At 34.4% G+C, this 21587-nt stretch carries 21 protein-coding genes and 1 other annotated feature; all 21 genes read right to left on the reverse strand.

Features of this window, described 5'->3' with window-relative positions:
* Positions 1-127: 127 nt before the first annotated feature.
* Positions 128-2212, reverse strand: coding sequence for a glycine--tRNA ligase subunit beta (gene glyS, locus A9178_RS08515; protein ID WP_068674323.1), 2085 nt, complete (start codon positions 2210-2212; stop codon positions 128-130).
* Positions 2213-3091, reverse strand: a complete 879-nt coding sequence (gene glyQ, locus A9178_RS08520; protein ID WP_068674325.1) for a glycine--tRNA ligase subunit alpha — start codon at positions 3089-3091, stop codon at positions 2213-2215. It lies immediately after the preceding gene.
* Between the two features lie 64 nt (positions 3092-3155).
* Positions 3156-3324: a binding site (T-box leader), on the reverse strand.
* An 86-nt stretch (positions 3325-3410) separates the two neighbouring features.
* A complete protein-coding gene (recO, locus tag A9178_RS08525) occupies positions 3411-4154 on the reverse strand; it encodes a DNA repair protein RecO (RefSeq protein ID WP_068674327.1) in 744 nt (247 codons plus the stop codon).
* A gap of 58 nt (positions 4155-4212) precedes the next feature.
* The gene (locus A9178_RS18620; protein ID WP_082918147.1) at positions 4213-4359 is read right to left on the reverse strand and encodes a YqzL family protein; all 147 of its coding nucleotides are present in this window, start codon (positions 4357-4359) and stop codon (positions 4213-4215) included.
* A gap of 101 nt (positions 4360-4460) precedes the next feature.
* Positions 4461-5366 carry a GTPase Era gene (era, locus tag A9178_RS08530; protein WP_068674329.1) on the reverse strand — a complete coding sequence of 302 codons (906 nt, stop codon included), beginning with the start codon at positions 5364-5366 and terminating at the stop codon, positions 4461-4463.
* Positions 5367-5505: 139 nt separating this feature from the next.
* Positions 5506-5883, reverse strand: a complete 378-nt coding sequence (locus A9178_RS08535) for a diacylglycerol kinase family protein (protein ID WP_156520732.1) — start codon at positions 5881-5883, stop codon at positions 5506-5508.
* Positions 5861-6331 (reverse strand): rRNA maturation RNase YbeY, encoded by a 471-nt coding sequence (gene ybeY / locus A9178_RS08540; protein WP_068674333.1) that lies wholly within the window; start codon positions 6329-6331, stop codon positions 5861-5863. Before ybeY ends, A9178_RS08535 begins: the two co-directional genes overlap by 23 nt.
* On the reverse strand, positions 6331-8451 hold the full coding sequence (locus A9178_RS08545; RefSeq protein WP_068674334.1) for an HD family phosphohydrolase: 2121 nt from the start codon (positions 8449-8451) through the stop codon (positions 6331-6333). Before A9178_RS08545 ends, ybeY begins: the two co-directional genes overlap by 1 nt.
* A gap of 79 nt (positions 8452-8530) precedes the next feature.
* On the reverse strand, positions 8531-9493 hold the full coding sequence (locus tag A9178_RS08550) for a PhoH family protein (RefSeq protein WP_068674335.1): 963 nt from the start codon (positions 9491-9493) through the stop codon (positions 8531-8533).
* 160 nt (positions 9494-9653) lie between these two features.
* Positions 9654-10868 carry a sporulation protein YqfD gene (gene yqfD / locus A9178_RS08555; RefSeq protein ID WP_068674337.1) on the reverse strand — a complete coding sequence of 405 codons (1215 nt, stop codon included), beginning with the start codon at positions 10866-10868 and terminating at the stop codon, positions 9654-9656.
* A 142-nt stretch (positions 10869-11010) separates the two neighbouring features.
* Positions 11011-11292 (reverse strand): sporulation protein YqfC, encoded by a 282-nt coding sequence (gene yqfC / locus A9178_RS08560; protein ID WP_047183797.1) that lies wholly within the window; start codon positions 11290-11292, stop codon positions 11011-11013.
* A 127-nt stretch (positions 11293-11419) separates the two neighbouring features.
* Positions 11420-11944 (reverse strand): hypothetical protein, encoded by a 525-nt coding sequence (locus tag A9178_RS08565; protein WP_068674339.1) that lies wholly within the window; start codon positions 11942-11944, stop codon positions 11420-11422.
* A 27-nt stretch (positions 11945-11971) separates the two neighbouring features.
* Entirely contained in the window at positions 11972-12967 is a 996-nt protein-coding gene (floA, locus tag A9178_RS08570) for a flotillin-like protein FloA (protein ID WP_068674341.1), read from the reverse strand.
* Positions 12968-12978: 11 nt separating this feature from the next.
* Entirely contained in the window at positions 12979-14322 is a 1344-nt protein-coding gene (locus A9178_RS08575) for an NfeD family protein (RefSeq protein WP_068674343.1), read from the reverse strand.
* Positions 14323-14527: 205 nt separating this feature from the next.
* Positions 14528-14974, reverse strand: a complete 447-nt coding sequence (locus A9178_RS08580; protein ID WP_068674345.1) for a GatB/YqeY domain-containing protein — start codon at positions 14972-14974, stop codon at positions 14528-14530.
* Positions 14975-14989: 15 nt separating this feature from the next.
* Complete coding sequence (gene rpsU, locus A9178_RS08585; RefSeq protein ID WP_047183793.1) at positions 14990-15166, reverse strand: 30S ribosomal protein S21; 177 nt, start codon at positions 15164-15166, stop codon at positions 14990-14992.
* A gap of 243 nt (positions 15167-15409) precedes the next feature.
* Positions 15410-16159, reverse strand: coding sequence for a 16S rRNA (uracil(1498)-N(3))-methyltransferase (locus A9178_RS08590; protein WP_068674347.1), 750 nt, complete (start codon positions 16157-16159; stop codon positions 15410-15412).
* Between the two features lie 151 nt (positions 16160-16310).
* Positions 16311-17252 carry a 50S ribosomal protein L11 methyltransferase gene (gene prmA, locus A9178_RS08595; protein WP_068674349.1) on the reverse strand — a complete coding sequence of 314 codons (942 nt, stop codon included), beginning with the start codon at positions 17250-17252 and terminating at the stop codon, positions 16311-16313.
* Between the two features lie 174 nt (positions 17253-17426).
* Positions 17427-18548, reverse strand: a complete 1122-nt coding sequence (gene dnaJ, locus A9178_RS08600; RefSeq protein ID WP_068674351.1) for a molecular chaperone DnaJ — start codon at positions 18546-18548, stop codon at positions 17427-17429.
* A 337-nt stretch (positions 18549-18885) separates the two neighbouring features.
* Positions 18886-20721 (reverse strand): molecular chaperone DnaK, encoded by a 1836-nt coding sequence (dnaK, locus tag A9178_RS08605; RefSeq protein ID WP_068674353.1) that lies wholly within the window; start codon positions 20719-20721, stop codon positions 18886-18888.
* Positions 20722-20973: 252 nt separating this feature from the next.
* On the reverse strand, positions 20974-21528 hold the full coding sequence (gene grpE / locus A9178_RS08610) for a nucleotide exchange factor GrpE (protein WP_068674355.1): 555 nt from the start codon (positions 21526-21528) through the stop codon (positions 20974-20976).
* Positions 21529-21587 lie beyond the last annotated feature (59 nt).

The following is a 21587-nucleotide window of genomic DNA, read 5'->3' on the forward strand; positions in this document are numbered from 1 at the left end:
CCACCTTACAAATGTAACACACTATTAAGAATAATTATATACTATTTATATTAGAAAGGGAATTTAGGTTAACATTCATATTTAACTTATTGAATTTTGTCTGAAGTATGGCCGCTTTCACTTTAGTTCATTGATGCTGTTTCCATTCAATTAATGTTAATTCGGCATATTTTTTAATCATATTTGCAATATTATTCACTAATGCCAAACGATTATTTCTCACATTTTCATCATCTGCCATAACCATATTGTTATCGAAGAAATCATGTATTGGCTTGGATAAATTACTTAGATGTAATAAAGCCTCTTCCGCATCAAAGTCTTCTAAAGCTTGACTATAATCTGCAGCAATATTTTGATATGTTTCATATAGAGCATTTTCAGACTCTGTTTCAAACCATTTTGCATCAATATTCATATTTTCCGTTTTATCAGCTAAGTTAAGTACTCGCACTAATGCTTCTTCAATCGATTTGAAATCTGGATCATTGCGTCTTTCAGATAATACTCTTGCTTTTTCCTCTGTAAATACATAAACACCTATGCCATTATTCGTAACAGCTTGAATGATATCTGATTCAATATTGCTCTCTTTTAATAAATAAGAAGCACGTTGTTGGAAAAATTCTTTTAATGCTTTTGTAACTTCTTCTTTATTGTCGATTTCAATTTCGGTATTTCTATAGATTGATTTTGCTATTTCTAAAAGAAATTCTAGAGAGATATTCCATTTATTCCCACTTAAAATCCGTAATATTCCTGCAGCTTGGCGACGTAAACCATAAGGATCTTGAGAACCAGTTGGTATTAAACCAATTGAAATACAGCCTACAATGGTATCTAATTTATCCGCTATGCTAACAATGGATCCTATTTGAGTTTCCGGTAAGTCTCCATTAGCCTGTTTTGGTAAATAATGTTCTCTTACCGCTTTAGCTATCTCTTCATCTTCACCAAAAATGATAGCGTATTTCTCTCCGATGATACCTTGAAGCTCCGTGAATTCGTCCACCATATTTGTCATTAAATCAAATTTACTAATTTCGGCTGCTCTAATTGCTTTATTCATCGTTACATCATCAAGTTGTAATTCTTTACAAATCTCTTTTGTAATAGAGATAACCCGATTGACTTTATCTGTATAAGTTCCTAATTTCACTTGGAAAACTACACGTTGTAATTTCTCTAAATAGAAATCGATGGAATGTTTTTGATCCTCTTCATAGAAAAATTCCGCATCTGACAACCTTGCACGTAATACTTTTTCATTCCCTTTAACCACGGTTGAAATGGAATAATCATCCCCATTTCGAACACCTATGAATTTTGCTAACAATTCCTGCTTATTAGACATAACCGGAAAATATCTCTGATGTTCTTTCATTGAAGTTATTAATACTTCAGACGGCAATTGTAAATATTCTTCCTCGAATGAGCCTAAAAATACAGTAGGATATTCTACTAAATTACGCACTTCATTTAAAAGGTCTTTATCAACGGGAATAATAACATTTTCTTTCTCTTCCAAATTTTTAATTTGTTCTACTATCATTTGTTCACGTTCATTTGAATCCACGATAACATATTCCTTACGAAGTAGTGATTCATATTGTTGGGCTTCTTGGATTGTTATTTCATTCCCTAAGAACCTGTGACCGAATGTTTGATTTCCAGTTTCGACTGTCGCCACTTCAAACCGAACAACTTCCTCACCAAAGAGCGCAACTAGCCATCGTATAGGACGAGCATATCGCATTGTTTGTGTAGACCATCGCATGTTCTTTCCAAACTGAATGGACTCTATTATTTTTTTAAATTCTGGTAATAGATCAAAGGTTTTTTGACCCTTAATATGTTTTTTCACATAGATATAAGAGGTTCCTTTAATCTCTTTAAGATATATATCATCTACTGTCTTCCCTTGACCTTTCGTAAAACCAATAGCCGCTTTTGTCCAATTACCATCCGCATCTTTTGCTATACTTTCGGATGGGCCTTTCACTTCTTCTTCAACACTTTCTTGTATTTCTCCCATGTTGCTAATTAGGACAGCCAATCTTCTAGGAGTAGAATATGTTTTAATATTGTCGAAGGAGATGCGCAATTCTGTTAACCATTTTGTTGTTTTATCTAATAATTGCTTTTCGGCATCATCAACAAACCGAGCAGGTAATTCCTCTAAACCAATTTCAAATAATGCATTTTTTGCCATTTATTTCTCCTCCTTATTTAACATAGGGTATCCAAGACGTTCGCGCTCAGCAACATACGCTTTTGCAATATTTCGTGCTAAATTACGAATCCGTGAAATATAACCTGTACGCTCCGTAACAGAAATAACTCCTTTTGCATCTAGTAAATTGAATGTATGGGAACATTTCAATACATAGTCATAGGCTGGAAATACAAGGCCTTTTTCCATTGTTGTTTTTGCTTCTTGCTCGTACATTGTGAACAACTCAAATAGCATTTCTGTATTGGACTCTTCAAACGTATATTTAGAATGTTCATACTCGGGCTGATAAAAAATATCACGAATCGTTACACCGTTGTTCCACTCCAAATCAAATACGTTTTCTTTATTTTGAATGTAGGAGGCTAAACGTTCTATACCGTAAGTTAGCTCTACAGCAACTGGGTTTGCTTCTAAACCACCGATTTGCTGGAAATAAGTAAACTGAGTAATTTCCATTCCATCTAACCATACTTCCCAACCTAAGCCGGCAGCGCCTAATGTAGGATTTTCCCAATTATCTTCAACGAAGCGAATATCATGTTCCAATGGGTTAACACCTAATTCTTTTAAAGAGTCTAAATATAACTCTTGTATATTATCGGGAGAAGGTTTCATAATTACTTGGAATTGGTGGTGTTGGTACAATCTATTTGGGTTTTCACCATAGCGACCATCATTGGGCCTTCTAGACGGTTCCACATAAGCTACGTTCCAAGGTTCCGGTCCTAAACTTCTTAGCAATGTCATTGGAGACATTGTTCCTGCACCTTTTTCAACATCATAAGCCTGCATTAAAATACAGTTCTGATTCGACCAGTATTTTTGAAGAGTTAATATCATTTCCTGGATATTCATATCAATTCATTCCTCCTAAAATTAGAAATAGGAAAAGCCGTCCCTATGTCTTATTCACACAAGACATAGGGACGGCTTTTACCGCGGTTCCACCCTACTTGCTCAAAGTTTTGAGCCACTTTATAAAACATGCTCCGGAGCGCCTTTCTCTGTATCCCTATTATCCAGCTTGCACCATCCTGGACTCGCTTAAAATAGGTATTACAGATACTCCTCTCCTTCTCTGCACAATCTATTTTTATCGAATTATGTACAAATCATACTGTAACATTAAAAACTTGTCAACTTTTACCTGGGGGTTAAGGGAATTTTCGCTACTTTATTTCAGTAAATCTATTTGGTTTAAAAATTTACGTGCCTTTATATAATATCCACCATAATGATCATAATAACTATCTAGAATTTGTCTAACTATATTTTTATTTTCATCTTTAACTGAGATATTGTTCACTCTTTCCAATCCAATTTCAGAAAAAATGTATAGTAGTTTAGGCAATGGGGTTGGTAAAAAGGTCGAATCTAAATCTACATGTCTACAACGAGAACATAAAATTCCACCTTCTTTTATCGAAAAGACAACAAGTTCCTCCTTTTTTCCGCAATTAACACAACTATCTACCTTTGGAGCAAATCCACCTATCTTATATAATTTCATTTCATACATGATAACAGGTATCTCACAATTCTCATTTCCTGCGATATAATCCATCGTATGTTGTAATTGTTCAAAAATATAGGCTTCACTATTACGGTCTTCCAATAATTTATCTGTTAGCTCCATTATATAAGCTGTATAGGCTGTCTTTATTATATCTTCACGAATTATACGATTAGAATTAATAATTTCCCCCTGCTGAATCGTACTTAACCCTTTGCTCATATAAATAAAAAATTGAGCAAAGATGAATGGCTGCGTCACCGCAGCCATTCTACTTTTCGGCTTTTTTGCACCTCGAGCCAATGCAGTAATCTTTCCAAACTTCTTACTAAATATAGTTACTATCTTATGTGTTTCTCCATAATCTCTGGATTTCATTACAATCCCATTAATTTTTTCAAGCATATCAATTCACCTTCTCCAAATAGATATGCCGAGAACGGGTCTAAAAACTAAGGTTACATTATTTTGATTCTAACGGTGATTCTTTCTCGATTTCCATTTGACCAAATTCAATAGAATTATGGTGGTCATTTTCTAGCTCCTTAAACAATAAATACGATTCAATACTTCCAGTTTCTTTAAAGAGTTTCCATGTAAGGTCGATCACGAAAAAACCCACCTTTCAGTAAATTTGTGATAATGTAACGTATCCTTAGGTTGACCCAGACTCAACCAATCATAAGTTAAAAAATTTACCAAGTATACCAATTAGTACTCATCACTACGGAATCCAAATTCATGTAATTGGCTTTGTTTATTTCTCCAATCCTTCTTAACCTTCACCCATAATTCAAGATATACTTTTGATCCTAATAAGGCTTCAATATCTTTTCTAGCTTTCTTCCCAATTTCTTTTAGCATGCTTCCTTGTTTACCTATAAGTATTCCTTTTTGTGTTTTTCTTTCAGTAACAATAGTTGCTTGTATAAAGACAGCATTCGATTCCCTTTTTTCTAGGTTTTCCATAACAACCGCAATGGAATGAGGTATTTCTTCTCTCGTTAATTCCAATACTTTTTCCCTTATTAATTCTGTTATAATAAATCTTTCCGGATGATCCGTAATTTGTTCTTCAGGGTAATATTGTGGCCCTTCAGGTAAATGGCTTTTTAATACATCTAGTAAGTGAGTAACGTTATTCCCTTGTAATGCCGAAATAGGAATGATTTCTTCAAAATCAACTTTATCCTTATATTCGTCAATTAAAGGAAATAAATCATCAGGATGGACTAAATCAATTTTATTGATAATTAAAAATACAGGAGTTTTTGCTTTTTGTAACAAGTCCATAATAAATTGATCGCCTCGTCCATACCCTTCTTTTGCATTAATCATAAAGATAACCGCATCGACTTCGTTTAAAGTATTCTCGGCTACTTGAACCATAAAGTCACCTAAACGATGTTTTGGTTTATGAATTCCAGGGGTATCAATAAAAATTATTTGTGAATCATTCGTAGTTAAAACCCCTTGAATTTTATTCCGTGTTGTTTGCGGTTTATCACTCATAATGGCAATTTTTTGTCCAATGACTCTATTTAAGAATGTTGATTTTCCAACATTTGGCCGGCCTATTATAGCAATAAACCCCGATTTGTAATTATTATTTTCCATGTTGCAACCTCCACGAACGTCAGATTTACACATATCATACTATAACTTTCCAGTCTTGCATACTTTACATATGGCGCCTTCTTCAGAATAGATATAGTTTTTAATGATTAAAAAATAAGCCCTAATGGAAAAGGGCTTATTACCATAATAACTTATATAAACTTGGAATAAAAATAATTGTACCAATGATCACAGCAATAATCGCAGAAATAAGGACTGCACCTGCAGCTGAATCTTTTATATATTTGGCTTGCGGATGATATTCCGGTTTTAAATAATCAATCATGGCTTCCATTACACTATTAATCATTTCAGTTACTAAAACTAAACCAATCGCAAAAAACACAAACATCCATTCTACCATTGAAATTTGAAATATAAATCCACAAATAATGACTATAAAAGTAGCCATCAAATGAATACGAAAATTGTATTCATGTTTTATGGTTTCTTTAATTCCATTCCATGCATGCGAAAAACCAATCTGTTTTTTCTTATCTTTCAAGACCAAATTCACCTAGAATTTCTTCTTGCCTAGCAAACATTTTCTTTTCATCTTCTTCATTCATATGGTCATATCCAAGTAAATGAAGAAGACCATGTACTGCAAGAAATCCTAATTCTCTTTCATAAGAATGATTATATTCTTCTGCTTGTTCTTTCGCTTTCTCAACAGAAATAATAATATCGCCTAACGTTTCTGGGATATCCATATCCTCAACAATTATTTCTAGTTCACCCTCAACGGATTCCTGCATTGCAAATGAAATAACATCTGTTGGAGCATCTTTATCACGATAATCTCGATTAATTTCTTGGATTTCTTTATTAGTTACAAAATTAATCGAAATTTCCGCTTCATCATTTATATTTTCCTTTTTTGCTGCAAATTGGAGTAAACGATCAAGTAAATCAATAATCTCTTTATTCACATCTTTGGTATTATCTTGAAAATCTATATTCATTATGTTGCCTCCTTAATTGGATATTGAATTCTAGAATGAAAAATTCCTTTTAAAGTATCGAATAACGTTTGTTGAATGATTTTTAGTTCCTTAAGCGAAAGTGGACTTTCATCCAGTTGCCCATCAGACATACGATCACGAACAATGGATGTAATAATGTTCTCTATTTTTTCTTCCGTTGGTTCTTTTAATGAACGAACCGCTGCCTCCACTGAATCACAAATATTGATTATTGCTGCTTCTTTTGTTTGTGGTTTTGGACCAGGATATCTAAAGTCCGTTTCTTTTACATGATTATTTTTTTCTTTCTCTTTAAAATAAAAGTATTTTAATAAAGAAGTTCCATGATGCTGTAACGCAATATCTATAATCTCTTTAGGCATTTTATATTTTTTTAAATAGTTTGCCCCATCATATGGATGACGAATTATGATTTCTGCACTTTGCTTTGGACTAATATAATCATGTGGATTTTGGATTGATAATTGGTTTTCTATAAAATAATGTGGTTTTACAGTTTTTCCAATATCATGATAATACGCCCCCACCCTTGCTAATAAACCATTCGCCCCTATAGCTTCACATGCTGTTTCACTTAAGTTAGCAACCATAACAGAATGATGATAGGTACCCGGTGCTTCCGTTAATAATTTTTTTAGTAAAGGTTGATTAGGATTGGACAATTGTAATAATTTTACATCAGATAGCATGTTTAAACCAGTTTCAAAGAATGGAAGTAGTCCAATCGTGAGTACTGCCGATAAGAATGCAGAAACAAAAGCGAATCCTGAATGAATAATTAAGTCTTGAATGGAATATTTTTCAAAAGATAAAAATATAAATAACAGTACAGTCATTATATTTACTACCATGATTCCTAAGCTAGACCTTAAAATCGTAGTTCTATCTTTCACATTCATCAAAAAGTATAAACTTGCGACCTGTGAAAATAATATGTAAAGACCTGCTTCCGCATTTAAAAATCCTGTAATTTTCCCGTTGAAGATAAAGCTTGCTAGAACCGCATAAATAACAGCCATTATAAACGCAAATCGTTCATTTATTAAAAGTTTTATTAATAAAGCACATGTCGCTATCGGTACGATGTAAAAAATTTCATTATACTCTTCAGAATAAAGACTTACTATTTTCATGAGAGTCATCCCTACAAAAGTAACGATAACGATTGTAATTATTTTATTATTATCCAATTTATGATTTCTTTTAAGTCGATACATTTCATAACCGATCACTGAGCAAATAAGAACAATTAATAGAAATATACCCAGTAGTGGGAATATATTCCTCTGACCGTCAAGAACACCAACTAATTCTAGATTCTCATATATTTGATTTGTAATAGTTTGTCCTTCACGCACAATAACTTCCCCAGCCCTAATCATGACTGGATCAACACTTCCTGCCGCTTCTTTCCTTGCCTCCATCGTTTGTTCTACATCAAAAAATGAATTTTCCACTACAAGGAATTTAGTAAGTTCCGTTAGTGGTTTTTTAATAGTATCATTTAAAGTAGAATATTTAATATTATCTTGAACATTCGTAATAGCGGTTTGTAAATTCTCCGTTCGTACTCCATCTTTCATTATTTCATGAAGTGATTTGCTTAATAAGACGAAACCTTGTTCACGTTCTTCATTAGAAGCCTCGATTAATTGTAAAAAAGTTTGATCCTTTACAGAAATAGAAATATCTTCTGATAACAATTGGTTTAATTTTTGAACCTTTTCTTGTCCTGTAATTGGCCTATTCTGATTATCTGTAACCCCTTCACCCTTTTCATTTAATGTATTAATGGCTTCTCTTATTTCCTCTACAAAATTAACTCTCTCTTTCGTTATTTCATCAGATACAAGATATCGATCGGAAACAGATTGAACCGTTTCTCTTGTTTTTCGTTCAGTTTCTTTTTCATCTTCTATCGTTATTGGAGAGCGAATGGTCTCGTTTGCTGTACTAAAACGATTAATATCATACGTTTTAGTATTTACATTTTCTAAAGTAATAAAAAAGAAGAAAACACCTAACAAAGCTACCGATGGAATAATGAATAGTGACGAGGTGTATTTTTTTAATAGTAAATGAAACCGATTCTTTCTCAACTATATCACCTCAAGATTTATTCATGATACAGAAATAAGACCCATGATCCTAGGGTCTTTAAATAACATTTATCTCTTATCATGACTCGCTTTTTTCATAAGCCTCTATTATTTTCTGTACCAAAGGATGTCTAACAACATCAGATTGATTTAAGTATACAAAGGAAATATCTTTCACATCCGTTAATAAATCTTTAGCAACTTGTAACCCGGATTTAGCTCCTTTAGGTAAATCAATTTGTGTAATATCTCCAGTTATAACCATTTTGGAACCAAACCCTAATCTAGTTAAAAACATCTTCATTTGAGCCGTTGTTGTATTCTGTGCTTCATCTAATATTACAAATGCATCATCCAACGTTCTTCCTCGCATATATGCTAATGGAGCAATTTCAATCGTTTCTCGTTCGATTAGTCGTAATGTATGCTCTGCTCCTAAAACATCATGAAGTGCATCGTATAAAGGACGTAAATAAGGATCTACTTTTTCTTTTAAATCCCCTGGTAAAAAGCCAAGGCTTTCCCCTGCTTCAACTGCTGGCCGGGTCAGGATGATTCGTTTTACTTCTCCTTTTTTTAATGCATGTACAGCCATAACAACAGCTAAATAAGTTTTACCAGTTCCAGCTGGTCCAATTCCAAATACCAAATCTTTAGATTTAATTGCTGAAATATAATTCTTCTGACCTAATGTTTTAACTCTGATTGATTTACCTTTTACATTTTTTGTAATTTCATCTTCAAAAAGAGTTTCTAATTGATTGATTTTCCCTTCCTTAGCTAAATCGACAGCATAAACGATGTCACGTTCAGAGATGGTAATACCTTTTCTGACAACGGTTAAAAGGTTTGTTAAAATTTCTTGTACAAGCGTTATTGCATTATCATCACCCGAAACTCTAACAAGTTCCCCTCTTGATACAATGGAGACTTGTAGTTTCTTTTCTATTAATTTCAAATGTTTATCATTAGTTCCAAATAAAGCTAATGCTTCATTAGGATCTGCAACATGCAAATTAATTTCTGTTAAATGTTCAGCCATAGCTAATCTCCTTGATTTATCACGTTTTAACTGGCTGTATGACCCACACTTCAAGAATTCGAGTAAACAAAGAAATCTAATTGCGGGACAACAGCCAGTAGCGCCCTGATAAGTTCAACTAACATTCAGTGGGGGATAAGAAATCCCCACTGAATGAGTTTCACTTTATAGGTTGTACACGTGCAATATTTTCCTCAACTGTAAATATTATGTTCATTTTAACTTTACCATGCTCCATACGTTCATGCAAAACTTTTTCTGACAATATTTTGGCATCTTTTCCTAACTCTAACAATAATTCTGACTTAGCTTGTTCAATTCCTGTTTGAATTGCTTCTTCTTTTGTTCTTTTCCCTTTATAGTATACCTTCTCACTTAAAACCGTATCTACAATTTTTATCGGCAATTCCCATTTCAAAAAATTTATTGAATTCTCTTTCGTATCATAATGAATTTGTTCGTACGATGGATCTCCAAAACCCCAAATCGGAAATTTAAACTCACCAATTTGAATGTAATATTTAGTTTCTTTATTACCTGACAATTCTTCATAACTATATTCTAGAGGGGATGTAACTTTTACTTCATACCAAGTCTCAGCAGTAATTTCTCCTTCTGCAGCTACTAAATCAAAGTTTCGTTCTTTCTTCTCTTCCTCACTTTCTTCCTCCTGATCAGTCGTACCAATTTGGCCTGATACTAGTAAATCTCCTGGTTCGACATAATCATTGACTTGAACTATGGGAAGTCCTTTAGCTACATACATTTTTTTAATTATTCCCTTCTTTGTAGCTATAAGATTCCTAGGTCCGTGTTTCTCCTCTTCCTTAACGATTAGTTTTTCTACTCCTTCAAGAGAATAAGTTGTCCCTCTTCGATCCACACCAACCCATAGGAGTTCAGGAACATCCTCAACTAATTTTTGCTGAATTGTATTAGGTTGGTCTAAAGAAAATATCCAAGCACCCCGATGTATTCCATACTCATCTAGTTGTTTAACTATTTTTTCTTCAATATCTTTTGGTACACCGGTAATCTCCACTTTCCAAAGAATATTAGAAAGAAAGAGAGCTAATAAAACACTTAAAAATATTGCTACTAAGAGGGGTCTTTTCTTAATAAATCTATTGAAAATAAAAGGATAACCTTTCTTATTGGTAAAATTTAATTTATAGTGTGTCCCCCTAATAATAGTTCTTAGATGTTTTATATCTTTTAATCTAACATTTCCTTCACAAACGTCTTGATCAATTTTTCTTATATTCCATACGGTTATCCCTTTTTTTGTACATTCTTGAAAAAATAATTCAGGATAATTTCCTTTAATTAAAATTGTGACATATCCAGTAAAAAAAGTCCCCTGTACCTGTCTCATTTCCTCCTCCTATTACTATTAGATAAACTCGCATTCACTTTCCTTTGCGCATGTTAATTTTTCTTATACTTGGAACGTTAATATTTAAGCTATGTCGAAACCACTTCTTAGCTAAAATTTTATCTTCTAATGCACAATAAAATTAATTTGATAAGAATTTTATGTCTGTAATGGTACCTTCTAGTAGGATTTCTTCAGGTAGCATCATTTTTAAAACAAATGAATTGCCTTTAATCTGAACGTATCCTTTATTCACTTTTAATTTTAATTCCGTGTCAGAATATGTTACTAATCCTTGGTGGTTTTCAATATACACGTGAATCTGTCCAATTACTGTAATCCGAGGTAACTCGAGAATTACATCAGAAGGAAGTGCAAAAGAATTAATTAATAATGATTGGACACGTTGCCTGAATTTTTTCACGTATGCATCCCCCTCTCATATTTATCTTATGTATCTAATAAAAAGTTAAGAACTTAACAAATTCATATAATCAAGAAATTAAAAAAGCCACCAGCTTACATAACCTTTTCGCTGGCGGCATTCTTCATTATTTAAATTTCATTTTTCTTTCCTCTATAACCGTTTGGTAAGGTTTCTTTGAACGTGGTGAACCCAACACTTCGGACAAAATAACTCCTTGAACTAGGTCATTTCTTTTTAATCGCATATTAAAATCAGTTCTTTTCTCGATCTGCTTCGTTTTCAATATCTTAGAATTTGAAAAGCTTTGACTGAAATCTAATCCTTGTTCTATTGTTCGACCGATTTCTTTATTTGTATTAAATTTCTCGGCTAAACGTTCCATCTGAGCTTTTTGTTGTTCCTCAACAGAAAGTTGTTGTAGAGATTCTTGAATTGTATCTTCTATTTTGGAAGTGTATACAGGCCTTTTCTTTGTTGTTTCTGTGCTTCTTGCAGAAGGTTGAACGGTTTTCGGCTTAGTTTTCTGCTTACTAGGCGTTTTATTTTTCTTCTGGTCTTCAGTATTCTTTTTAAAAAAACTAAATATTCCTGAGAGGATAACTAGAATTAAAAAGAAGTTACTGAATATCGCTTCTAATATTGCTTCCACGTTATCCTTCCTTTCCCATTGAAATGATTAGTTATTTTCATGTTCGTCATCATTTTCTTGAGACAATTTACCAATTGAATCACGCATATCAGTATCAGCATTGATATTTTGGTAATTTAAATAGTCCATGACACCCATTTTCCCAGAGCGAAGTGCTTCTGCTAATGCTAGCGGTACATCTGCTTCCGCTTCTACCACTTTAGCGCGCATTTCTTGAACACGGGCTACCATTTCTTGTTCTTGAGCTACAGCCATTGCACGACGTTCCTCTGCTTTAGCTTGTGCAATATTTTTATCTGCTTCAGCCTGGTCTGTTTGTAAAATGGCCCCAATGTTTTTACCAATATCTACATCTGCAATATCAATGGATAAGATTTCAAAAGCTGTCCCAGCATCAAGCCCTTTTTCTAATACTGTATGAGAGATAGAGTCAGGATTTTCTAATACTTTTGCATGTGTTTCAGAACTACCAATTGTACTAACGACCCCTTCACCTACACGGGCAATAATAGTTTCTTCACCCGCACCACCGACTAAACGGTCTATATTTGCACGAACGGTTATTCTCGCTTTTGCTTTTACTTCAATACCATCTATAGCAATACCAGAAATAAAAGGAGTTTCAATTACTTCTGGGTTTACACTCATTTGTACAGCTTCAAGAACGTCACGACCAGCTAAATCGATTGCTGCTGCTCGCTCAAAGCTAAGCTCAATATTTGCTCGATGTGCTGCAATTAATGCATTAACAACACGGTCAACATTCCCGCCTGCTAAGTAATGACTTTCTAGTTGGTTAATCTTAACATCTAAACCTGCCTTATGAGCTTTTATTAATGGATTAATTACCCGGTTCGGTACTACACGACGTAATCGCATACCAACTAATGTAAATATACCAACCTTTACTCCTGCTGCTAATGCACTGATCCAGAGTGCTACTGGAATAAACGTAAATAAAATAACTACCGCAATGATGATAAGTGCGATGATAATAAGCGGCATTAAATCGTAAATCTCCATTTAAATTCCTCCTAATTGTTATTTACTTCCCTCACAACTACTCTAGCACCTTCTACTTTGACTACCTTTATTTGACTAGCTTTGTCAATAAAGGTCCCCTCTGAAACAACATCTACCCGCTCATCTCCAATATCAGCTATCCCTGAAGGTCTTAAGTTCGTAACGGCGACCCCTTTTTGACCAACAAGTTCTGATCGATTAGAGTTAGATACATAGCCTAACTCTGTTGATGTACTTTCTTTGAGAATGATATGTCTAAAAACTCCCTTATCCATTCCAATTCTTCTAAACAGTATGACACTTGCAATAACTGCTACTAAAAATGCAATACCAACACTTATTGACATTTGTCCAATATCATAACCAGACATGAATAAGGAAACAAGAATAGCTCCTACACCAATTATACCAAGTATACCACCAGGGACAAAAAATTCTGCAACAATAAGAGCAATACCTAATAACAATAATATAATTGCTTCCATTCCTGCTAATCCAGCAACGATATGTCCATAGAAAAAGAGAATTAAAGCAGTTAAGCCCATAATACCCGGAATACCAAAACCTGGCGAATATAATTCAACTATAAGTCCTAGACTTGCTACGGAAAGCAATATGGAGTATACAATAGGATTGGTTAAAAATCTTGCTACTTCTTCTGCTAATGTAGGTTGCGTTTCAATAATCGTAGCATTTTCCAAACCTAGCTCATGGAGTAATTCAACCCTATCGTCTACAATTCCTTCCGCATAACCAACTTTCAATGCATCCGTTGGGCCTAATGTTAAAAATGAGCCTTTCGCGGCACCATACTCTGGTAAGTCTATACTAGAATCAGCCATAGCCTCTGCATAAATTGGATCTCGTCCTTTGGATTCCGCAGCCGCCTTCATTCTTTCTTTCCAAGCTGACTGTGCTTTATCATCTGCAGCAGTTCCATCTCCATTTATTACTCCACTTGCTCCCATTGTAGCATGTGGTACAAAATAAATTTTATCTGTATTTAATGCAATGTAAGAACCTGCAGACAATGCTTCGTTAATAATGAAAGAAGTCGTAGGTAACTTTAAATTTTGTAGTAATGTACCAATTTGCCCAGCTGAATCAACTCTCCCCCCTGGTGTATCTATTTCAAAAATAATATGATCCGCACCAGATTCCATTGCTTCATTTGTTGTTCTTTTTAGGAAAGCTTCTAAACCACGTTCAACTTCACGTTCGATTGGAATGATGTAAACTGTTTGGCCACTTCCATCATTTTTCTCCGCATGAACTACTTTTTGTACATGGAGACAGGAAAAAGAAAATGCTAACCCTATCAGAACTATGTAAAATTTTATGAAGTTTTTTCGCAAATATTATCACCTCCTTTATTAAGTATATACGAGCACCGGGCAAAAAAGTTTCATAATAATAAAGCTTTTTTTCATAATATATTAGAATCCCCAGTATTCGCAATTAGGCTCGTGAATATTTAGGTTACACTTATACAGATAAGGTTATGTGTTCTTTTATCCTGCCAAAAAAGGTCCTTATCTTTAGATAAGGACCTTTTCCTTCTTAATTTAAATGTTTTAAAACAATATCTTTTATTTGGGATCCGTCAGCTTTGCCTTTCACTTTTGGCATTACTGCACTCATTACTTTACCCATATCTTTCTTAGTTGTTGCACTTACTTCCTGAATCGTTTGCTGAATTATTTCTGAGAGCTCTCCCTCAGAAAGTTGTTCAGGCATATATCTTTGAACGATAGAAATCTCTGTCTCAACTTTTTTAACAAGATCATCGCGTCCAGCAGATTTAAATTCTTGGAGGGAATCTTTTCTTTGTTTTACTTCTCTAGACAAGATGGTTAAATCTTCGTCTTCAGATAGTGTATCTTTTCCAAGTTTAATCGATTCATTCTGTATTGAAGCTTTTATCATGCGAATTACGCCTAGGGTTTCTTTATCTCTATTCTTCATCGCTTGCTTCATATCTTCATTTAATTTTTCGAGTAATGACATGAGTCCGCACCCTCTTTAGTATTTACGCTTTCTAGCAGCTTCAGACTTTTTCTTACGGCGAACGCTAGGTTTTTCATAGTATTCACGCTTACGATATTCTGATAGTGTACCACTTTTTGACACACTACGTTTAAAGCGACGAAGAGCATCTTCAAGAGACTCGTTTTTACGAACGCGAGTTGTATTTGACATGCTAATTTCCCTCCCTCCGAAGCAAAGAACCAAAAATTTAATGACATATGTTTTATTTCACATATGCCACTATAAAGTATAATATAATACTATTAATAGGTCAACTGATTATTTACATGTTGATGAATGTTATTTAAAGGAAGATGATGATTTTATTAATATCCATCCATTCCTTTATTCCCTTTCATTATCTCTACTCCAGCATTAGTATTAATGTGCGTTACACTAACTTCTATCAAACTTTTATAGTTCTTCAAAATGGTACGAAATCGCGGATAATGCATACAATGGTGCTGTCTCTGTTCGTAATATCCTTGGTCCTAATCGTATAGAATGAAAATCATTCGATTTTAATAAATTAGCCTCTTCATTTGAAAAACCACCTTCTGGACCTATACAGACTAATAATTTTTGATTCGGATTTAGTTGTTTCAGTATGGACCCAAATGTATGATAGTTATTTACTTTAGCTTCTTCCTCATAAGCAAATATTTTCAGATTGTATTCGGAACTTTCTTCGATTAGTTCTGTTATCGACATTGGATTACTTATAGTTGGCACATAAGATCGGTGGCTTTGTTCACTAGCTTCTTTTACAATTTTGCTAAAGCGTTGTAATTTTTTTTCCCATTTTTTCTTATCCCAAACGACTACGGATCTTTCCGATTGAAAAGGGATATACTTATATGCACCAAGTTCAGTACCTTTTTGTAAAACAAGTTCAAATTTGTCAGACTTTGGTATACCGTGGACAATTGTTACCTTAATTGGTAATTCATTATTTTCTTCCAACCAATTAAGAATGGTTACAACGACAAAGTCTTTATCTATTTCCACAATTTCACATTGGGCAGCTATTCCATTTTCATCATTACAAATGATTTTTTCTCCAACCGAAAAACGCATTACCCTAGAAATATGATGTACATCAGCACCAGTAATCATAATTCTATCGTCATCCCATGCTTTTTTCGGAACAAAATACCGTTGCATTTACACACCTACTTTAATTTAAAACTTTGGCATTTTTCCTATAGGTTCGGGCAAATGCCTTAGTTGTACTTTTCCAGATTAAAACAGTGGGGCGAATATTCGGAGCCCCAGGATAACACGTAATAAATCTTATCCGGGATACCTTTAAAAACTAACAATTCTTTTTAGCAACGATAGAAATCCAATCTTCCATTTCATTCATTGCGATAATTTCAAAACCTTGTTCCTTTAGTTTATCTTTAACAAGTTCTTTCTTATTTTGAATAATACCTGAGGTTATAAATAATCCACCCGGTTTTAAATTATTCCATGTCTCATCAACAAAACGAACAATAATTTCAGCTAAAATATTAGAGACAACCACATCAACTTTCATATCAACATGATCTAGTAAATTATTTTGTTTAGCTGTAATATTATTTTCTAATCTATTTAACTTCACATTTTCTTCTGTACTTTTAACCGCAACATCGTCTAAATCATATGCGAAAACTTCTTTTGCACCTAATAAAGAAGAGGCGATGCTTAATACGCCAGAACCACTACCAACATCTATTACAGTGTCACCTTCATTAATATACCGCTCTAAAGCTTGAATACTTAATACCGTTGTAGGATGGGTCCCTGTGCCGAAAGCCATACCAGGATCCAATTCAATAATGATTTCATCACTAGAAACTGGTGTATATTCTTCCCATGTAGGCTTAATGGTAATTTTTTGAGAGATTTTCACTGGATGATAATATTTTTTCCAGGCATGAGCCCAATCCTCTTCCTTAACCTCACTTATAGTTACTTCATTAATACCAAGGTCAATATCATACACTAATAAGTTGTTAATAGCCTGTTTAATTTCTTCGACCGTTTCTATAAAAAAACTAGTTAGAGGCAAATATGCTTTAATCCGTACACCTTCTTCAGGATAGTCATCTGGATTTAACTCATATACCTCACCAAAAGGGGCACTTCTAATTGCAACTAGATCCTCCGAGTCTTCAATAACTAGTCCACTAGCACCTGTTTCATGTAAAATATTAGAGATTGGTTCTATTGCTTCATTTGTTGTGTAAATACTTATTTCTGACCATTTCATACGGACCACTCACCCATTTCTATAAAGTGAAACTTATTCAGGAAAAGCCTTTCAACTTCTACTGAATACTAAAGTCTTATCAGGACTCTACTGGCTACCCTTTATCATTCGCAAAAACATTTGAGCAAATCGGTTTTCTAATTGGTTAGCCAGTAAAGACTTGAAAATGTATAATTAATTTTTAAAAGCATTTTTAAAACGTTTAAAAATGGAATTATCTTGTTCTTCTGTTGCACCGTTTCCACGTAATTCATTAAATTCTCTTATTAAGTCTTTTTGTTTTTCTGATAAATTTGTTGGGGTTACAACCCGAACCTTTAAAATTTGATCTCCTTGACCACGTCCGCGTACATTTGGTGCTCCCTTTCCTTTTAGGCGGAACATCTTTCCTGTCTGGGTTCCAGCAGGGACTTTTAATTTCACTTTTCCATGTACAGTTGGTACCTCTAACTCATCGCCTAACGCTGCTTGAGCAAAATTTATTGGCAATTCACAATGAATATTATCTCCTTCACGAACAAAGAATTCATGGTCTTTCACATGGATAACGACAAATAAGTCACCAGCAGGACCACCATTGACTCCTGGTTCCCCTTTTCCTGCTACACGTATTTGTTGTCCTTCATCTATACCTGCAGGAATATTGATATGGATTTTTTTATTTTTCTTCACTCTGCCGCTCCCACTACAAGAATTACATTTCTCTTTAATCATCTTTCCGGAACCATTACAATAATGACAAACTCTACGGTTTACAACCCTGCCAAAAGGAGTATTTTGTTCTTGGTTCAACTGACCACTACCATGACAGTGAGAACAAGTATCTACTTTTGTCCCGGGTTTTGCACCTGAGCCATGACACGTTTCACATGTTTCTTCTTTTGGAATACGTATATCCATTTCTTTCCCGAAAATCGCTTCCTCGAATTCTAACACCATGGTATACTGTAAATCATTTCCTTGTTGTGGAGCATTTGGATCTCGTCTTCTTCCACCACCAAAGAACATATCGAAAATATCACCGAAACCACCAAAGTCTTCAGCTCCTCCACCAAAGCCTCCAAAACCTTGACCATTAGTAGCTGCATGACCGAACTGATCATATTGGGCACGTTTATTTTCATCACTTAAGACTTCATACGCCTCTTTTGCTTCCTTAAATTTGTCTTCAGCATCTGCTTCTTTATTCACATCAGGGTGATATTTTCTAGCTAATTTTCGATAAGCCTTTTTTATTTCTTCTTTTGATGCACCTTTGTCAATTCCTAAAACTTCATAATAATCTCGCTTACTCACAGTAAATTCACTCTCCCGACACACTTTAAAAGGTTGTTCAAAAAGTCCGGTGAAAAAGACACTTCGCATTTCTTCGTTGGCTTGCTTTTCCGATACTCACGTATTAATTGCATACGTTCCGTTTCTCAAAGCGACACCGCCTCGAACTACTCGGTCCTTTTCATCCTCCTTTTTGAACACACACTTTAGCATAGATTTTATATTATCATCATTTTGCTTATGATGGCAAATATCCTTATTTATTAAAACTTTAAAGTCTAATAATGACAATGAGTAAAAAAGTCAAAGCCAAGATAGCCCTGACTTTGACTTATATTTAGAATAAACATATTATAAATTATTTATTGTCTTTATCATCATCAACTTCTTGATAGTCCGCATCTACAACATCATCTGCAGCGTCATTTGAAGTTTGTTCACCTTGAGCTGCTTGCGCTTGTGCTTGAGCTTGTTCATATAGTTTTACAGAGAGTTGTTGTACTTTCTCTTGTAACGCTTCTTTCTTCGCTTTAATTTGTTCTAAATCATTTCCTTCAAGAGCTTTTTTCAACTCTTCCTTAGCAGTTTCCGCTTCTTGTTTTTCACTATCGGAAACTTTGTCACCAAGGTCTTTTATCGTTTTATCTGTTGTAAATACAAGCTGATCAGCTTCATTACGTAAATCTACTTCTTCACGACGCTTTTGATCGGATTCAGCGTTTTCTTCTGCTTCTTTAACCATGCGATCAATTTCCTCATCAGAAAGACCAGAAGAAGATTTAATAGTAATGGATTGTTCTTTATTTGTTCCTAAATCTTTTGCACGTACATTTACGATACCATTAGCATCAATATCAAATGACACTTCAATTTGTGGTACTCCTCTAGGAGCTGGTGGAATATCTGTTAATTGGAAACGACCTAATGTTTTATTGTCTGCAGCCATTTGACGTTCACCTTGAAGCACATGAATGTCTACAGCAGTTTGATTATCAGCCGCAGTAGAGAATACTTGAGAATGGCTTGTTGGGATTGTTGTATTGCGCTCAATTAACTTGGTAAATACACTTCCCATCGTTTCGATACCTAATGAAAGTGGTGTGACATCAAGTAATAGTACATCTTTCACATCACCTTGAAGTACCCCACCTTGGATAGCTGCACCTAATGCTACAACTTCATCTGGATTAACACCTTTAGATGGGTCTTTCCCAATTTCACTCTTAATTGCTTCTTGTACTGCAGGGATACGAGTTGAACCACCAACAAGAATAACTTTATCAATATCATTATTTGAATAACTTGCATCAGATAAAGCCTTACGAACTGGAACCATTGTACGCTCTACTAATTCAGAAGATAGTTCTTCAAATTTTGCACGAGTAAGGTTCATTTCCAAGTGTAAAGGTCCAGCTTCTCCTGCTGTAATAAATGGCAATGAAATTTGTGTTTGGCTTACACCAGATAAATCTTTTTTGGCTTTTTCTGCAGCATCTTTTAGACGTTGAACAGCCATTTTATCTTGTGATAAGTCAATTCCATTTTCCTTCTTAAATTCTTGAACTAAATAATCAATGATAACTTGGTCAAAATCATCCCCACCTAAACGATTATCACCAGCTGTAGCAACAACCTCAAACGTTCCATCTCCAATATCAAGGATAGAAACATCAAAAGTACCACCACCAAGGTCAAACACTAAAATGGTTTGATCTTGATCATCTTTATCAATACCATATGCAAGAGCAGCTGCAGTTGGTTCATTAATAATACGTTCCACTTCAAGACCAGCAATTCTGCCGGCATCTTTAGTTGCTTGACGTTCGGAATCATTAAAGTACGCTGGTACAGTAATGACCGCTTTGTCTATTTTTTCACCAATATAATCTTCGGCATACGATTTAATATGTTGTAAGATAATAGCAGAAACCTCTTGTGGAGTATAATCTTTTCCTTCAATAGTTTCTTTGTAATCAGTACCCATATGACGTTTAATAGATTGAATTGTATTTGGGTTTGTAATTGATTGACGTTTCGCAACTTCCCCAACTTGTCTTTCTCCATTTTTAAACGCTACTACAGATGGAGTCGTACGGTTTCCCTCAGGGTTGGGAATAACTACCGCTTCTCCTCCTTCCATAACAGATACACATGAGTTTGTTGTTCCTAAATCGATTCCTATTATTTTGCTCATTGTAATATTTCCTCCTTGACTACTAGAAGTTGTTCAAAAAGTCCGGTAAAAATGACACTTCGAAATTCTTCGTTGGCTCGTTTTTCCGTTCCTCACGTATTAATTGCATACGTTCCGGTACTCAAAGCTTCGCCGCCTCGAACTTCCGACGCACAGGACGTGCTAGTGTCGGCGTTGCAACAGGACGTTGCGACTTTAGCCGACTCGGTCCTTTTTATCCTCCTTTTTGAACACGCATTACTAGAAGCTTATTTATTTATTTACTTTTACCATTGCAGGTCGAATAACTCGGTCTTTAATCATATAGCCCTTTTGCAATTCCTCTACAATTTTATCTGATTCAATAGAGTCATCTTCCACTTGCATGACTGCATGATGAAGATTCGGATCAAAGTCTTTTCCTTCCGTCTCTATTATTTCCACGCCTTGGGACTTTAATGCTTCTATGAGTTGCTTGTGTACCATTGTAATCCCATCAATCAAGCTTTTCGTTTCCTCAGTAGCTTCCACTTGTAATGCACGTTCAAAATTGTCAATTGCAGGTAATAGTTCTTGAACTAAATCTTGTGCTTTATATTTTCTATCTGCTTCACGTTCTTTAAGCGTGCGTTTTTTATAGTTTTCAAATTCAGCTTGCAATCTTAATAGACGATTATGTGTTTCTTCTTTTTCTGATTGTAGTAGATTAATTTTTTCTTCTAGTTCATTAGAAGATTCTTCATTAGTTGTTTCAACAGGTTCATCGTCAACTTGTTTATCTTGTTCTTCCACTAATTCTTCATCTAAAGCATTATTTTTTTCTTCCATTATTGCCACCTCCATTATTAAGATTCCATTAGCTGTTTTACATCCTATTTTTTATGTAA

Source organism: Oceanobacillus sp. Castelsardo (assembly GCF_001659985.1).
Classification (GTDB): Bacteria; Bacillota; Bacilli; order Bacillales; family Amphibacillaceae; genus Oceanobacillus.

Coding starts and splice junctions, on each gene's coding strand:
- era (WP_068674329.1), bottom strand. CDS start 5,366: ATGGAAAATAATAATTACAAATCGGGGTTTATTGCTATAATAGGCCGG.
- floA (WP_068674341.1), bottom strand. CDS start 12,967: ATGGAGATTTACGATTTAATGCCGCTTATTATCATCGCACTTATCATC.
- rpsU (WP_047183793.1), bottom strand. CDS start 15,166: ATGTCAAATACAACTCGCGTTCGTAAAAACGAGTCTCTTGAAGATGCT.
- prmA (WP_068674349.1), bottom strand. CDS start 17,252: ATGAAATGGTCAGAAATAAGTATTTACACAACAAATGAAGCAATAGAA.
- A9178_RS08590 (WP_068674347.1), bottom strand. CDS start 16,159: ATGCAACGGTATTTTGTTCCGAAAAAAGCATGGGATGACGATAGAATT.
- ybeY (WP_068674333.1), bottom strand. CDS start 6,331: ATGAATATAGATTTTCAAGATAATACCAAAGATGTGAATAAAGAGATT.
- recO (WP_068674327.1), bottom strand. CDS start 4,154: ATGCTTGAAAAAATTAATGGGATTGTAATGAAATCCAGAGATTATGGA.
- grpE (WP_068674355.1), bottom strand. CDS start 21,528: ATGGAAGAAAAAAATAATGCTTTAGATGAAGAATTAGTGGAAGAACAA.
- yqfD (WP_068674337.1), bottom strand. CDS start 10,868: ATGAGACAGGTACAGGGGACTTTTTTTACTGGATATGTCACAATTTTA.
- glyQ (WP_068674325.1), bottom strand. CDS start 3,091: ATGAATATCCAGGAAATGATATTAACTCTTCAAAAATACTGGTCGAAT.
- A9178_RS08580 (WP_068674345.1), bottom strand. CDS start 14,974: ATGTCATTACTCGAAAAATTAAATGAAGATATGAAGCAAGCGATGAAG.
- A9178_RS08550 (WP_068674335.1), bottom strand. CDS start 9,493: ATGGCTGAACATTTAACAGAAATTAATTTGCATGTTGCAGATCCTAAT.
- dnaK (WP_068674353.1), bottom strand. CDS start 20,721: ATGAGCAAAATAATAGGAATCGATTTAGGAACAACAAACTCATGTGTA.
- glyS (WP_068674323.1), bottom strand. CDS start 2,212: ATGGCAAAAAATGCATTATTTGAAATTGGTTTAGAGGAATTACCTGCT.